This window comes from Porphyromonas catoniae ATCC 51270, from assembly GCF_000565015.1.
Lineage (GTDB): Bacteria > Bacteroidota > Bacteroidia > Bacteroidales > Porphyromonadaceae > Porphyromonas > Porphyromonas catoniae.
Genome location: NZ_JDFF01000020.1, coordinates 25,469 through 39,734, shown reverse-complemented (window position 1 = coordinate 39,734; position 14,266 = coordinate 25,469). Strand labels below are relative to the sequence as shown.

Annotated in this window: 13 protein-coding genes and 2 tRNA genes; 5 read left to right on the top strand and 10 right to left on the bottom strand. The window is 53.3% G+C overall.

Annotated features, from left to right (window positions below; all coding sequences use genetic code 11):
* Positions 1–45 precede the first annotated feature (45 nt).
* The 4 genes from trxB to HMPREF0636_RS05415 all read right to left on the bottom strand — a co-directional run bounded on the left by trxB (position 46) and on the right by HMPREF0636_RS05415 (position 2,523).
* On the bottom strand, positions 46–990 hold the full coding sequence (gene trxB / locus HMPREF0636_RS05430; protein ID WP_044169019.1) for a thioredoxin-disulfide reductase: 945 nt from the start codon (positions 988–990) through the stop codon (positions 46–48).
* 47 nt (positions 991–1,037) lie between these two features.
* Complete coding sequence (locus HMPREF0636_RS05425) at positions 1,038–1,541, bottom strand: RNA polymerase sigma factor (protein WP_044169018.1); 504 nt, start codon at positions 1,539–1,541, stop codon at positions 1,038–1,040.
* A 119-nt stretch (positions 1,542–1,660) separates the two neighbouring features.
* Positions 1,661–2,329 (bottom strand): uracil-DNA glycosylase, encoded by a 669-nt coding sequence (gene ung, locus HMPREF0636_RS05420; protein WP_044169037.1) that lies wholly within the window; start codon positions 2,327–2,329, stop codon positions 1,661–1,663.
* A 118-nt stretch (positions 2,330–2,447) separates the two neighbouring features.
* A tRNA-His gene (locus HMPREF0636_RS05415) sits at positions 2,448–2,523 on the bottom strand.
* A 603-nt stretch (positions 2,524–3,126) separates the two neighbouring features.
* Between HMPREF0636_RS05415 and HMPREF0636_RS05410 the strand changes: the two genes are divergently transcribed.
* Positions 3,127–3,318: a hypothetical protein gene (locus HMPREF0636_RS05410; RefSeq protein WP_044234496.1), complete on the top strand. Its 192-nt coding sequence runs from the start codon at positions 3,127–3,129 to the stop codon at positions 3,316–3,318.
* Between the two features lie 247 nt (positions 3,319–3,565).
* Here HMPREF0636_RS05410 and HMPREF0636_RS05405 read toward each other — a convergent pair whose 3' ends face one another.
* From HMPREF0636_RS05405 to HMPREF0636_RS05390, 4 genes are all read right to left on the bottom strand, one after another.
* Positions 3,566–4,801, bottom strand: a complete 1,236-nt coding sequence (locus HMPREF0636_RS05405) for an ABC transporter permease (RefSeq protein WP_044169016.1) — start codon at positions 4,799–4,801, stop codon at positions 3,566–3,568.
* A 20-nt stretch (positions 4,802–4,821) separates the two neighbouring features.
* Complete coding sequence (rbfA, locus tag HMPREF0636_RS05400; protein WP_044169015.1) at positions 4,822–5,163, bottom strand: 30S ribosome-binding factor RbfA; 342 nt, start codon at positions 5,161–5,163, stop codon at positions 4,822–4,824.
* A gap of 1 nt (position 5,164) precedes the next feature.
* A complete protein-coding gene (locus HMPREF0636_RS05395) occupies positions 5,165–7,219 on the bottom strand; it encodes a DNA topoisomerase 3 (RefSeq protein WP_044169014.1) in 2,055 nt (684 codons plus the stop codon).
* Positions 7,220–7,404: 185 nt separating this feature from the next.
* Positions 7,405–7,480 (bottom strand) — tRNA-Gly (locus HMPREF0636_RS05390).
* A gap of 693 nt (positions 7,481–8,173) precedes the next feature.
* Here HMPREF0636_RS05390 and HMPREF0636_RS05385 point away from each other — a divergent pair.
* Positions 8,174–8,836 carry a DUF4476 domain-containing protein gene (locus tag HMPREF0636_RS05385; protein ID WP_044169013.1) on the top strand — a complete coding sequence of 221 codons (663 nt, stop codon included), beginning with the start codon at positions 8,174–8,176 and terminating at the stop codon, positions 8,834–8,836.
* A gap of 25 nt (positions 8,837–8,861) precedes the next feature.
* The gene (locus HMPREF0636_RS05380; RefSeq protein WP_044169012.1) at positions 8,862–9,869 is read left to right on the top strand and encodes a DUF4476 domain-containing protein; all 1,008 of its coding nucleotides are present in this window, start codon (positions 8,862–8,864) and stop codon (positions 9,867–9,869) included.
* A gap of 91 nt (positions 9,870–9,960) precedes the next feature.
* Here HMPREF0636_RS05380 and HMPREF0636_RS05375 read toward each other — a convergent pair whose 3' ends face one another.
* Together HMPREF0636_RS05375 and HMPREF0636_RS05370 are read right to left on the bottom strand one after the other, a co-directional pair.
* On the bottom strand, positions 9,961–10,566 hold the full coding sequence (locus HMPREF0636_RS05375; protein WP_044169011.1) for a ribonuclease HII: 606 nt from the start codon (positions 10,564–10,566) through the stop codon (positions 9,961–9,963).
* 4 nt (positions 10,567–10,570) lie between these two features.
* Complete coding sequence (locus HMPREF0636_RS05370; protein WP_044169010.1) at positions 10,571–11,794, bottom strand: aminotransferase class V-fold PLP-dependent enzyme; 1,224 nt, start codon at positions 11,792–11,794, stop codon at positions 10,571–10,573.
* A gap of 290 nt (positions 11,795–12,084) precedes the next feature.
* Here HMPREF0636_RS05370 and HMPREF0636_RS05365 point away from each other — a divergent pair, with 290 nt between their 5' ends.
* Both HMPREF0636_RS05365 and dacB read left to right on the top strand, forming a co-directional pair.
* Positions 12,085–12,663 (top strand): 50S ribosomal protein L25/general stress protein Ctc, encoded by a 579-nt coding sequence (locus tag HMPREF0636_RS05365; RefSeq protein WP_044169009.1) that lies wholly within the window; start codon positions 12,085–12,087, stop codon positions 12,661–12,663.
* 90 nt (positions 12,664–12,753) lie between these two features.
* Positions 12,754–14,244, top strand: a complete 1,491-nt coding sequence (gene dacB, locus HMPREF0636_RS05360) for a D-alanyl-D-alanine carboxypeptidase/D-alanyl-D-alanine endopeptidase (protein WP_044169007.1) — start codon at positions 12,754–12,756, stop codon at positions 14,242–14,244.
* Positions 14,245–14,266 lie beyond the last annotated feature (22 nt).

Here is a 14,266-nt window from a genome sequence, read left to right as displayed (position 1 = left end):
TCATGTCGGTGCTTGGGTTGCATTGTTGGGAGTAAAAGGTGCTTACTACAGCCCGTGTTCTCCGAGGTAACGCTCAGCCTCAAGGGCGGCTTTACAGCCAGAGGCAGCAGCGGTGATAGCTTGCCTGTAGAATGGATCTGCCACGTCTCCAGCAGCGAATACCCCAGGGACCTTGGTGCGTGGTGTAGCTCCTTCGGTGAGGATATAGCCTACTTCATCGGTGTCGATGTAGGGGGCGAATAGCTCAGAGTTGGGGTGGTGTCCGATAGCCAAGAAGAAGCCATCTATGGCAAGGTCTACCTGCTCTTCGTCTGGCTCTCCCTTGCGCTTGATGAGGTGGGCTCCCTCGACACCTTCCTCACCGTATAGCCCAACCGTATTGTGCTCATAGAGGATGGTAATCTTGGGGTTAGCTTCGACACGCTGACGCATGATATCGGAGGCTCTAAGGTAGTTCTTGCGCACGATCATGTAGACGTGCGAAGCAAGGCTAGCTAGATATAGTGCTTCTTCGCAGGCTGTGTCTCCACCGCCTACCACGGCGACCTTCTTACCTCGATAGAAGAACCCATCACAGGTAGCACAAGCAGAGACGCCCATACCAGCGTACTTCTCTTCATCGGGTAGCCCGAGGTACTTTGCTGTAGCCCCCGTTGAGATGATTACGGTGTCAGCCTCAACCTCTTTGCCGTCGCTGAAGGTAACAAGATATGGAGCCTTCGATAAATCAACGGCGGTAGCAAGTCCCGAGCGGATTTCTGTGCCGAAGCGCTCTGCTTGTAGGCGAAGGTCCTGAATGAGTGCAGTGCCAGTCACGCCCTGGGGATACCCAGGGAAGTTCTCTACTTCTGTTGTCTGTGTCAGCTGGCCTCCAGGCTGAAGCCCCTCATACAAGAGTGGGGAAAGGTTTGCACGCGAAGCGTAGATCGCTGCGGTGTATCCTGCGGGTCCAGAGCCAATGATTAGGCATCTGCGATGTTCTCTGCTCATAAGTAAAGCCTTAGTGGTTAAAAGGTAAAGTGAAAAGATGTATCGGGTTAACGCATATCACGGAGCTTCCTCTGCAGCTCCTGACGTGCAAAGAATATGCGGCTCTTGACTGTCCCGAGGGGGATGCCTAGTGTCTCAGCGATCTCGTTGTACTTATAGCCCGAGACGAACATGGAGAAAGGCTCTTTCAAGGAAGGTTGGAGCGAGGCAATAGCCTGTGTGATCTCCTTGATATCCATAGAACCCTCTGGCGTGTTCTCTCCGCCCTCGCTCAGGAGAGGGACGTTATAAGCATCTACGTTGGGGTCGATGATGCCTTGCGTACGGACGAGTTTATGGTAGTTGTTGATGAAGATGTTACGCATGATCTTGAGCACCCAACCCTTGAAGTTGACGTTGTCGACGAACTTATCATAGTTGTTGAGCACACGCAGCGTTGTGTCCTGCATGAGATCTTCGGCGTCTGCTTCATCCTTGGTGAGCGTACGAGCGAAGTTCTTCATATAGTCCTGCATCCCGATCAGGTCCTTCTGTATCTGTAGCACGTCCATAGTGTATGCTGTTTATAAGTTACCCTTGTACAATTATTTTCACAAAGATAAGACTATTTCCCTGCTCCAATTGAAGGTTTTGTATATATACCCATAGACGTTATCTATGGTAAGTGTAGTTACCATTCTATGGGGTTAAGGTGATGCTCTCTGAGGTAGGCGTTGCAGGTGGAGAAATGGCGACAGCCGAAGAAGCCTCGATGGGCTGAGAGAGGCGAAGGATGGGGAGCCTCGAGGATGAGGTGGCGGTTACGCTCAATCATCGCAGCCTTCCTGCGGGCTGGCGTCCCCCAGAGAAGGAAGACAACATGCTCTCGCCTGCGGTTGATCGTTGAGATGATTTCATCGGTAAAGGTCTCCCACCCTAGGCTCTGGTGCGAACCTGCTTGCCCCGCACGTACCGTCAGGGTTGCGTTCAGTAGGAGGACACCTTGCTGCACCCACGGCAGGAGGTTCCCCTCACGGATGATGGAGGGGCGTCCTAGATCGCTCTGGATCTCTGTCTTCATATTCTGAAGGCTGGGAGGCACAGCGACTCCCTCGGGGACAGAGAAGGAAAGCCCCTCTGCTTGCCCTGCTCCATGGTAGGGGTCTTGCCCGAGGATCACGACCCGCACCTGAGGTAAGGGGCAAAGGTCTAGTGCTCGGAAGATCTGTCCAGCAGGCGGGTAAATAGGATAGCCCGATTGGTACTCCGCCCGTACACGATCCGTCAGGATCGAGAAGTAGAGCTTCTCAAACTCAGGGGCGAGTGCCTCCCTCCAGCTTTCCTCTAGTCGTACGTGCATTGTGTCTGTCTTTGTGGGGTAGATAGGATAAGCAAAGGGCATCCAATCTTATGATCAAACGCCCATTACCCTCATCTTTTATTTAAGTCTTCTCTGAAGCAAGTCAGCCTGCTTCCTTGGGTGGAAGATGGGATTCGAACCCACGACACCTGGAACCACAATCCAGTGCTCTAACCAACTGAGCTACAACCACCATGTTGCCTAGACGTTTCCGTCAGAAGCAGTGCAAAGATAGGAAGACTTTTTTAGATAACAAAACACCTCCTTGCCGCCTATCTCAGGTCTGTATGCCTTAGCCTCCACCTCTAGCCCCCTTTGCTTTTCGCTTGCCCCCAGCTTAGCCTACCTCATCAGTTGTAGACTGAAGGCGAGGGATAGGCTCTTAGTCAAGGGGTGTACGAGCTGAATAAGTACCTCTGTACCACTTGTGAGGGAACTCATAGAATCACCTATGATAGGTGACGATGTAGACCTATCATAGGTGATGGTCGCCACCTATCATAGGTGGTGGATGAGGTTGCGAGAGAAACTCCATGCAGGTGATACTCTAATTTTCAGAGAGGACTAAGGTAAGGGGATATTCATCGTGTGGGGAAGGTGTGTCGTTGTAGCTTTTGGCTCTTTACTCCTAGGGTCTCGGGGTGCTACTTCTAGGGACATGGGATGTACGCCTCTATGAGCACCAGATATTGCTCGGTCTTTTACGAGAGGAAATTCCGTACCTTTGCCCAAGGGTGAGCCTCCGAATGCAGAGGAAGTTTGGCTCGCTCTGTACCCAAAGACAAACGCAAGAAGAGATGAATATAAAGGTAATCAAGAAGGTAATCTTGGTGCTGATGGTACTCGTTGTCGTGGCGGCAGTAGTGTCGTTACCCTTCCTGAACGAGGCGCAGCGCATGATCGTTGGCATGGGAGCTGGCCTAGGGCTGGTGAACCTGCTGGGGCTACTGTTTTTCCTTAGTAAGAATAGCAAGCCCACCAAGCCTTAGTCCTTCTTTTTAAGACAAGAAATGAAAAGCCCACACCTCAAGCAAGGTGTGGGCTTTTTGCTGTGAAATATGTCTGTGGTTTCTCTTTCTCTCTACGACTTATAGCGCCATATCTACTTGGGAGGGAGTATGCTTACCTCGGGTAGATAACTCTTCTTTCTCTAGCGAGAGCTCGGCTTTTCCCTCGAGGATCCTACTTTCGTCTGCTTTGGGAAGGTTCCCTTTTGGGGTGAGAGCCTTTGTGCCTTTAGCGTCGGCGCAGGAAGAGCCGAGTGGGGTAGAGCGAGATGAGGTAAGAGATCAGTGTGACGGTGAGAAAGGTTAAGAGGAGGTCATCCCAATGGATGGCTATGGGGAGGGGTTGAAGGCTAAGCCCGACGCCTGCGGTGATGAGCCCGAACTTCTGCTGGAGCACGCAGACGATGAGCCCCAGCACCAACCCTGAGGCTGAGCCAAGGACTGAGATCAAGAAGCCTACACGGCGGAAGATAGCCCCCACCATAGAGGGCTTTGCTCCGAGCGAGGTGAGTATACGCGTGTCCTCTTGTTTCTCTAGCAGGAGCATTGTCAGCGAGCTAGCGACGTTGAAGGCGGCAAGCAGGAGAATGAAAAGTAAAATCAGGTAGGTCATCACCTTCTCCATCCGGATGAGGTAAGACAGGTCGGGGTGTTGCTCTTCACGGCTAAGCACACGGATGCTTGCCCCGAGGTCTTTGGCGAGCTTGGCCTGTATCGAGCTTAGGTTTGTCCCCGAGGGGAAGCGAAGGCCGATGGCAGAGACTTCGTTGGGACTGTAGTCTAGCGCCGAGCGAAGGGCAGGTAGAGGCAAATAAAGGGTATGGTCAGTCTCGAGGCTCAGCGAGGCATATTGCCCTACGACCTGCACCGAGAGAGAGGTGAAGGCGCTACTGGGAGCTAGAGGATTGATGAACCCAAGGCGACGAGGGAAGAGTAGCTCCGTATCAGGCGCAGGGCTAGAGCGGTGGCTAGAGGCAAGAGAGAGGTTAATGCCTGCCCCGATATTGACAGGGATGGTGTCTCCATCGCTAAGCAGACCTGTTTCTGCTTCCGTCAGTACCTTCCCAGAGGCAATGCTATCGGCCATGGCAAAGACCTTGGAGAAATGGTGGTCAATGCCCAGTACATCCACGACCCACTGTTGGTCATGAGCACGCAGGAGTCCCTTGCTCTCTAGGAGGAGGGTGTAGCTCGCTACGCCTGCAGACTTTAGGCTAGGCTCCAGCTGAGGTAGCTTCGCTAGATCAAGGATTGTCCCCTCGCTGGGGCGAAGTAGGATCTCTGCATCGGTCTGCTCCGTTCCCTCTAGGATCAGCTCTACGTAGCCGTTGTAGACAGAGAGGACGCATACCAGAGCCATCGAGACCACCGCAAGGGCAAGGGCGGAGACGGCTGTGACGTAATTGACGGCGTGGAGCCGTGTCTTACTGAAGAGGTAGCGTAGGGCAAGTCGGAAGCTGAGCACGAGGGGAAGGGGCTAGGATATTACTCTTTGAGACCAAGGAGGCTGTCTATGCGCTCCAGATAATCCAATGAGTCATCGATGAAGAAGGTCAGCTCGGGGAGCTTACGCAGTTGCTTGCCTACCCTTCCCCCAAGATCATAGCGGATTGCCTTGGTATTGGCTCGTATCGAGGCAAGCAGTTCCTCCGCTTTCTCAGAGGGGAAGATGCTCAGACGTACACGGGCGATGCCGAGGTCAGGGCTTACGGTTACCGAGGTAACGGTGATGAGTGTACCAGGTAGGCTCTGGGTCTGCTGGCGGAAGAGGTCGCTGATCTCTTTCTGGATAAGCCGATTGATACGGCTCATTCTAGTATTGTCCATTTTATACGTTATCGATTGGTGAGGGAGTGAGGGATGCAGTTCGTTGTTTATGGAGGTAGGTTTGGAGCTCCTCTGCCGTAGCATCTGCGGGACATTCCTCGAAGGGGATGCGGTAGGTACACCCTGCTTGATAGTCCGAGCAGCCGTAGGCGGTACGACCACGTAGTAGGGTACCCCTCTGGCAGTATGGGCAGGTAATGCCTGTGGAAAGACTGGGGGAAGGAGATGCAGGAGTAGAGGGTGCTGTGAGGACGGAATGCGTGAGCTGTACGAGTAGGTCTTTGAGTTCGTTGATGAAGGTTTGCGTCGGTAGCTCCTTACGCTCTATCTGGCGAAGCTTATACTCCCATTGCCCGGTAAGTGAGGCGCTTTTTAGGAGCTCGTAGTTGATAAGTGATATCAGTTGTTTGCCTGTCTCTGTGGCGTGGATTTGACTGCGCTTGACCTTCTCAATATAGCCACGTTTGAAGAGTGTCTCGATGATGTTTGCCCGTGTGGAGGGGCGACCGATACCATTCTCCTTCATTGCCTCTCTCAGCTCTTCATCCTCGACGAATTTCCCAGCAGTCTCCATCGCTCTTAGGAGGGTAGCCTCGGTATAATACTTGGGTGGTTGGGTCTGCTTTTCCTTGATTTCGGGGGTGTGGTCGCCCTGCTCTCCGAGGGTGAAGTTCGGGAGGATCGCCTCGTTGGTCTCGGAGGTGTCTTTGTCTCCTTCGCTCTTGTTCTCATCGGGTATCTCTGCCTCACCTGAGAAGACGATACGCCAGCCGGGCTCAAGGATTTCCTTGCCTGATACCTTGAAGGTAACACGCTCTACTCGTCCCTCCACGCTGGTGGTGCTTACCTTACAATCTGGGTAAAACGAGGCGATGAAGTGCCGTACGATGAGGTCATAGACCTGAGCCTCTCTCTCGGCAAGTCCCGAGGCACGTATACCCGTAGGTATAATGGCATGGTGGTCAGTGACTTTGGTGTTGTCAAAGACCTTCTTACTCTTGCGAATGGTGCCACCATTCAGTAGGGGTGGGACGAGGGTAGGATAGGGTGTAACTAGGTCGCTCAGGATGCTCTTGACCTTGGGATAGAGGTCTTCGCTGAGGTAGGTTGTATCAACACGTGGATAGGTGGTGAGCTTCTTCTCGTAGAGACTTTGTATCGTAGCTAGGGTCTCCTCTGCGCTCATCCCGAACTTCTTATTACACGCTACTTGTAGGCTCGTTAAGTCGAAGAGTCGGGGAGGGAGTTCCTTGCCGTCCTTCTTCTTTATGCAGGTAATCTCGAAGGGCTTGCCGAGTATGGAGGTGAGGGCTTGCTGGGCCTTCTGGTGGTCAGTGTACTTGCCCTTGTCTGCGCTGAAGACAACGTCACGATAGGAGGTTTTCAACTCCCAATAGGTCTCAGGCTTGAACTGCTCGATGGCCTGCTGACGCTCTACAATGAGGGCGAGGGTAGGGGTTTGTACCCGACCGATGGAGAGGGGTTGCTTGCGCTCCCTCTGCCCGTAGCGCAGGGTGTAGAGTCGGGTAGCATTCATACCAAGCAGCCAGTCTCCGATGGCGCGGGCTAGCCCAGCCTCGTAGAGGGATTGGTAGTCTTGCTCGTCCCGAAGATGCTCAAAACCCTCACGGATGGCCTCGTCAGTAAGGGAGGAGATCCAGAGGCGTTTGATGGGGACACGACAGCCTGCCTTCTGCAGTACCCATCGCTGGATGAGTTCGCCCTCTTGCCCAGCATCGCCGCAGTTGATGACTAGCTCTGCCTCTGAGACGAGCCGCTCTATGACGGCGAGCTGTCGCTGGTAGTGCTCTATCTCGATGGCCTTGATACCGAAGCGATCGGGGATCATAGGGAGAGAGGAGAGGCTCCATGCCTTCCACTCAAGTCGATAGTCGTGAGGCTCCTTGAGGGTACAGAGGTGACCGAAGGTCCAGGTGACGGCATACCCATTACCCTCGATATAGCCGATGCCCTGGTCTACCTTTCGTTGGGTAGCCCCGAGGATGGATGCTATGTCTCTTGCCACACTTGGCTTCTCCGCGATACAGACGATCAAAGTAGTCGATATATGAGGGGTGAGTACCTGTTCATCGCAGGCAAAGATACAGCAAATCGAAGGTTTGTGGGGTGAAGGTGGGTAAAGGGAAGGGGTATAAAAGAGGAAACATCCTAAGATTCTAATAGGTGAATCTCAGAATGCCTCATCAAACAAATACACATCAAAACTATGGAAACCTTTACTGGAGCGGAAGACGGGACTCGAACCCGCGACCCTAACCTTGGCAAGGTTATGCTCTACCAACTGAGCTACTTCCGCCTAATGTAAGTCTTGCTGGAGGGTGGTTTGCCTTTCCCTTTTGCTCTGCAAAGGTAGCGCAAGTTTTTTATCTGACCAAATACTTCCGAAAATTCTTTTGAAAGGTGGGGGAATCCGAAGGGAGGGTTATCCTCTAGTCCAAGGCAGATAGAGGTGTGAAGTTGGGGAGGAATGCTTGGGATAGCTCAAGCGAGTAGATGGGGGATTGGGCAACACCCAGGAGGGGAAAGTAGGGGCGAGAAGCAGAGAGGAGTGAGTGATAAGTCTCTTGTGATAGTAGGCGGTGCTGAAGGGTAGGGTAGGTGGTACGTCTACTTGGATGCTCTAGGGGATGAAGGGGGCTAGAGAGAATGGGGCGATGGGTTTATGTCAGGGCTATTTACGCTCGATCTATAAACGCTATTCAATTGCCCCTCTGAAGGCTCTCTACCGATTCCTCTATATGGTTTTCTTCGGTACTAGAGAAATCACCTATGATAGGTGATGGTCGCCACCTATCATAGGTGGATGCATTAATCTATCATAGGTGATTGATGGGGTTACGGGGATACCTCTATGGGGATAGTGAAAGGGCTTCAAGATCGGCGATACGAGCAATAGAAAAAAACTGTAACTTTACACCAAAGAGAGGTAGCGCATTGGTGCATTTGCCTCTGGCTCTACATCTCACCACTACTCAATCAGGATATGGTTATGAAGACATTCCTTAGCATCTGTGCTGTAGTCCTTGGACTCAGCCTGACCTCTTGCGATTTATCCATGCTCACTAACCGGGGGGAGACCAACCGAATAGAGCGAGGTATGAGTAAGCGCGAAGTGACACGCATCCTAGGCAATCCCTCCTATCGCCGTCTAGCAGCTGATGGGTCGGAGGACTGGGAGTATCGCCGGACAAATATTGTCGGGGAGACCTCGGTAGTCGTGGTTACCTTCTACGAAGATCGTGTGGTACGTACGGATTCCTATAGCTCTGAGGATTGGGAGCGTCGTCGCTCTGATCCTAGCTATCCCCAGTATCCCAGCTATCCCCGTTATCCCAACTACCCCTCACAGCCACGATATGACGAGCACGAGCAGAACGAGAGCTTCGAAGACTTCCTAAGGGCGGTGGAGCGTCAGACGTTTACCAAGGATAAGATCCTCTTCATCCGTGATGCTGCTCGCCGTAATGTCTTCACTGTGGCACAGGCAGCGCGTCTCTTGAACCAGTTTACATGGGATAAGGAGAAGCTACAGGTGCTCGAGGCCGTGGGTCCCCGTCTACGTGATGGGCATAACGCCTATAAGCTCATCGAATACTTTACCTTCTCCGATGCAAAGGATAAGGCACGGCGTATCCTTGGCCTGTCTCGATAACATCCACCTATAACAATAGCTACTCATGAAAAAGTATGCTCTAGCCCTCGTGGCTCTTGTCCTCACCTTCCTCTCCTCATGTGGCGGAGTAGGGAAGCGACAGAGTGCAGTCAACCAGCTCGAGCGAGGCATGACTAAGGATCAGGTGACAGCTCTCTTGGGTGCTCCACGTAACAAGAGCGTGCAGGAGGATGGCTCCGAGACTTGGGATTTCTCCTATATGGACTTGCTTGACCGACATCTTCGGGTGAGCGTGACCTTTTTTAATGATCGGGTGACGAAGTATGATAGCCATAGGACGGACCATGATCATCGGGACAACCAGTCCCCCGTGATTGTTACTACGCCTCCCGCCATTCCCCCTCAAGGGCATATCCCACCTGCTACGAGAGGCCGAGGCTATATCGACTCCAGAGTATATGAGGAAGAGGCTCGTGCCTTTGAGCTTTTTCTGGAGGATGTTCGCCGTATCCCCTTCGATGACGAACGTATAGGTTTCATTTGCTCCGTTGCTCGGCGTAGCCTCTTCACCGTAGAGCAGGCCTCACGCCTCATCGCTCCCTTCCGATGGGACGAACAGCGACTAACCATCCTCGAAGCCCTCACCCCACGCCTTAGAGACGGATACAATGCCTTCCGCCTAATCGATCTCTTTAGTTACGGCTCTGGCAAGGAACGAGCACGGCAGATACTGGAGGCTAATCCCCCTATACCTTGGGACTATGACCCACGCAGTATGGGGCAGATGGAGGAGCAGGAGAGCTTCGAGGACTTCGTCCGTGCCGTGGAGCGGCAGACTTGGGATAAGGATAAGATAAATTATATCCGAGATGCAGCGCAGCGCAACTCGTTTACCGTACAGCAGGTCATACGTCTCTTGAAGCTCTTTACTTGGGATAACGAGAGGCTCCCTGTGCTAGAGGCTGTAGCCCCTCGTATAAGGGATGGCTTCAATACGTACAAGCTCATCGAGTACTTTGACTTCCAGGATGCCAAGCAAAAGGCTCGTCGCATCCTAGGTCTCACGGAGTGAGTTAACCGAGCTAGACGCTATATCCATAAATAGCAGTGCCCCCTATCGACCGAGGTCGATAGGGGGCACTGCTATTTAGGCAGGGGACTGCCTAGCGAATGGTGAAGGTCTTGCGGTGAATGGGGGTAAGGCCAAGCGTACGGATAGCTTCCTTGTGTGCTGGGGTTGGGTAACCCTTGTGCACCTCTAGCGCGTAGCCGGGGTATTCGGTGGCTAGGCGAAGCATTAGGGCATCTCGGTGGGTCTTAGCTAGTACCGAGGCGGCAGCAATACTGGTATACTTGCCATCACCTCCTACGATACACTTGTGGGGAATATCCGAGTAAGGGGTGAAGCGATTACCATCAATGAGTAGGAGCTGGGGGCGAAGGATGAGGTCGTCGATAGCTCGGTGCATCGCTAGGAAGGAAGCCCGCAGGATATTGATCTGGTCGATCTCCTCAGGAGATACACTTCCTACGCCCCATGCCAGTGCCTCCTGCTCGATAATGGGTCGTAGAAGTTCTCGCTGTCGCTCTGTCAGCTGCTTGGAGTCGTTGAGTAGGGGATGAGAGAAGCCCTCGGGGAGAATCACTGCAGCAGCCACCACGGGCCCTGCCAGACAGCCACGACCAGCTTCGTCACAGCCACACTCGATGAGTCCCTCTTGGCTGAAGGTAGGGAGTAGGGGGGCGTGTGCCTTTGCTTGCCTAGCCATACACCTAGAGGAGCATCGGGACGACCCGATGGAGTGCTTCGAAGAAGTAATCTACTTCCTCCCGAGTGTTATACAGCCCAAACGAAGCACGTGCCACAGCCTCGTACCCGTAACTGTGCAGGAGGGGCTCGGCGCAGTGATGCCCCGTGCGTATGGCTACCCCCATGTGATCAAGGAGTGTACCTAGATCGAAGGGGTGTATCTTCCCGATCCCAAAGGATAGTATCCCCCCCTTGTGGGGAGCAGTGCCAAGGATGTAGCTCTCTGGGAACTCACTCAGTAGTCGCTCTGTCGCATAGGCTAGAAGCTCCTCCTCGTGATGAGCGATGGCCTCTATCCCTAGCCGTTCGACGAAGTCTAGGGCAGCAGAGAAGGCGGTAGACCCGACATAGTCTGGTGTGCCTGCCTCGAACTTGAAGGGGAGTACATTGTATGTCGTCTTCTCGAAACTTACTTTTTCGATCATCTCTCCCCCTCCCATATATGGGGGCATCTGCTTCAGTACCTCGGGGCGACCCCAGAGGGCACCGATACCCACAGGGCCGTAGATCTTGTGCGCACTGAATGCGTAGAAGTCTGCCCCAATCTCCTCTACATTCACCCGAGTATGTGCCACAGCCTGCGCCCCATCAATGAGGACAAGTGCACCCACCTCGTGGGCTAGATGTGTGACCTCCTCTACGGGATTGACCGTGCCGAGGACATTGCTGACATGGGCGACTGAGACAAGGCGTGTACGTGGGGAGAGTAGGCTTCGGTAGGCGGACATATCGAGCTGTCCATCGGGGGTCAGCGGTATGACCTTGAGCTTGGCACCACGCCGAGCTGCGAGGAGTTGCCAAGGGACGATGTTAGAATGATGCTCCATCGTGCTGATGAGGATCTCATCGCCTTCGCTCAGGAAGAAGGCTTCACCTGCGGAGTAGGCAACGAGGTTAATAGCCTCGGTTGTACCTCGTGTGAAGATGAGCCCTTCAGGGGAAGGGGCTCCGATGAAGCGAGCGACACGCCGACGGGCCTCCTCGTGGTGCTCTGTGGCGAGCTGGCTGAGATAGTGTACCCCCCGATGCACGTTGGCATTGGCTGAGTAGTAGGCTTGGTTGATGGCCTCTACTACGCATAGGGGCTTTTGGGTCGTGGCTGCATTATCGAGGTAGATAAGGGGCTTGCCGTGTACCTCCTTACCTAGTATAGGGAACTCTTTTCTTATATCTTCTAAGCTGTACATATCGTTTATCGGTCTGTATTTAGCCTTTTTAAGTGTACAACAAAGGTAGGTAAAACGATGTTGCTCCCTACTCAAAGGCTTCTCAAGGGCTTAGGCAAGGCCTCTCTATATAATTTATGGAGTGTCAAGAGGAGAAGGCTGTATCTCCTTGCCAAAGATTTATCGTATCTTTGTGGGCGTTTGACGATTGTCTCTCCCCCGAGATGGCCCTTGTGCTTCGGGCATAAGGACTCGTGTGATGGGAAATTAGATAACACTAATTTTGAGTAACACAACTATTAGAAACAAGAATGAAGACATTCCAACTAGCAGGGCAACCTCGCCCCGATCTTGGCAAGAAGGCCTCTAAGGGTCTACGTGCAGGTGACCTCATCCCCGCTGTCCTCTACGGCGGTAACGACGTGGTACACTTCACCGTGAGCCAGGAGGCAGTACGTAATCTGGTTTATTCGCCAGATATCTTTGTTATTGACCTAGATATCGCAGGTAAGAAAGTAAAGGCCGTCCTCAAGGACCTACAGTTCCATCCCGTAACGGACGCAATCCTTCACCTAGACTTCCTCGAGGTAGAGGCTGGTAAGCCCATTGTCATGGAGGTACCTGTTGTGCTGACAGGTCACGCCGAGGGTGTGAAGGCTGGGGGTAAGCTCAGCCTCGAGATGCGTAAGCTCAAGGTGCGTGCTCCTTACAACGAAATCCCTGAACAGCTCTTCATCGATGTCACGGAGCTTGGCCTAGGCAAGACAATCCAGGTCGGTGCTCTCAATTTCGATGGACTTGAAATTACCAACGCTAAGAACGCTGTGGTATGTGCCGTTAAGCTTACCCGTGCTACACGTGGTGCTATGGCTAAGGGTGCTGCTAAGTAAGTCCACGGACTATTTCCCTATACAAGAGGCCGCTCCCTGCTTAGGCTTGGAGCGGCCTCTCTTCCTTTACTTTCCCCCGTAAATTATCCTGTGACCTTGCGCTCTCAGCTCTTCCTTGCGCTATTCTTCTCCTTCCTGCTCCTCCCTTACGCGGGGCAGGCACAGCCTTATCCTAAGGCTCTGGAGGTACTGCGTCTCTTGGAGAAGAAGCAGGGCGCACGAGTAACAGTACTCCTTACAGACCTTGAGACACAGACTCCGATTATTCGTTACCGAAGTGAGGAGTCCTTTTGTCCAGCCTCTCTGATGAAGATCCCCACGACGGGGGCGTTCCTTGCTCTGAAGGGGGCTGATTATCGTTTCCAAACTCCCATTGGTATCCGAGGACAGCTCTCGGGAGATACGCTCCATGGTCAACTGGTGCTCGGGGCTTCTGGTGACCCTTCTCTAGCGTCTCACTACATTGAGCATCGGGGGCGGCTGGTTAGTGAGATTGCCTCCTTGCTCCAGCGGTGGGGTATCCGTAGGGTAACGGGAGGAATAGCTCTTGACTTGCAAGGCTTCCCCACACCCTCCCTCGGTGAATATTGGCCCGATGAGGACCTGAATGAGTACTATGGGGCTACTGTCTCGGGTATGAATGTCGCAGATAACTATGCAGATCTCTATCTGACGTCTTCGGCAGACACCCTTCAGGCAGAGGGCTTCATTGCCTCCCTTGAGATCCCGACAGCGACAGACGCTTTTGTCTCCACCTCTACCCAGCTGAGCCTTGACCTCACTTCCCATGAGGATAGCCTCCTTGTCTCGGGAGCGGTGCGAGAGGGATTAGATATGCGTCATCGCCGTATGCCTTTTGTCGATCCACCTCTCTATCTAGGGCTATGGCTTAGGGAAGGGCTTCGCAAGCAAGGGATAGAGGTGCTCGTACCTACCACCCTGCTACGAGACAGCCTCGGAGGTCCTATTGATACACTCGGAGTGTACTCCTCACTGAGGGCAGATACTCTGATACGGATTACAAACTGCCGAAGTGCTAATGTCTATGCTGAGGCCATGGCCTACGTGCTGAATGACAGTCTGCAGCGTAAGAGTTCGCTCCCCGTGGCGGTACGTGACTACTGGCAGAAGCGTCTTCAGCTCCCCGAGAGTCAGTTCACTCCGATGGATGGCTCTGGGCTGAGTCCCCATGGACGCCTTTCTTCTCAAGCATTAAGCCTAGTGCTACGTGCGCTGTGGGAGGATAAAGAGCTTCATGCACCCTTTCTCGCTTCACTGCCTGAGGTGGGCAAGGAAGGTACAGTGCGTCGCCTGCAGATCCATCCCAGTATCACCGCCTATATGAAGAGCGGTTCGATCCGAGGGGTGCGAGGCTATGCTGGGTACGTTCGGTGGAAGGAACATTGGTATAGCCTTGTCTTCATGGCTGGGGGACTGAGGGACACCTCCGAGGCAAGGGTCTCTTTTGCTCGTTTTGTTAGCGAGCTTTTCGTTGCACCACCTCCTGCCAAATACCACAGGGGTAAAGTTGCAAAGCGAGGCAAGGCCAAACAACGTACTTTGCGCCGTAGGAAACGCTAACGGAACTACCTATCCCTCCCCC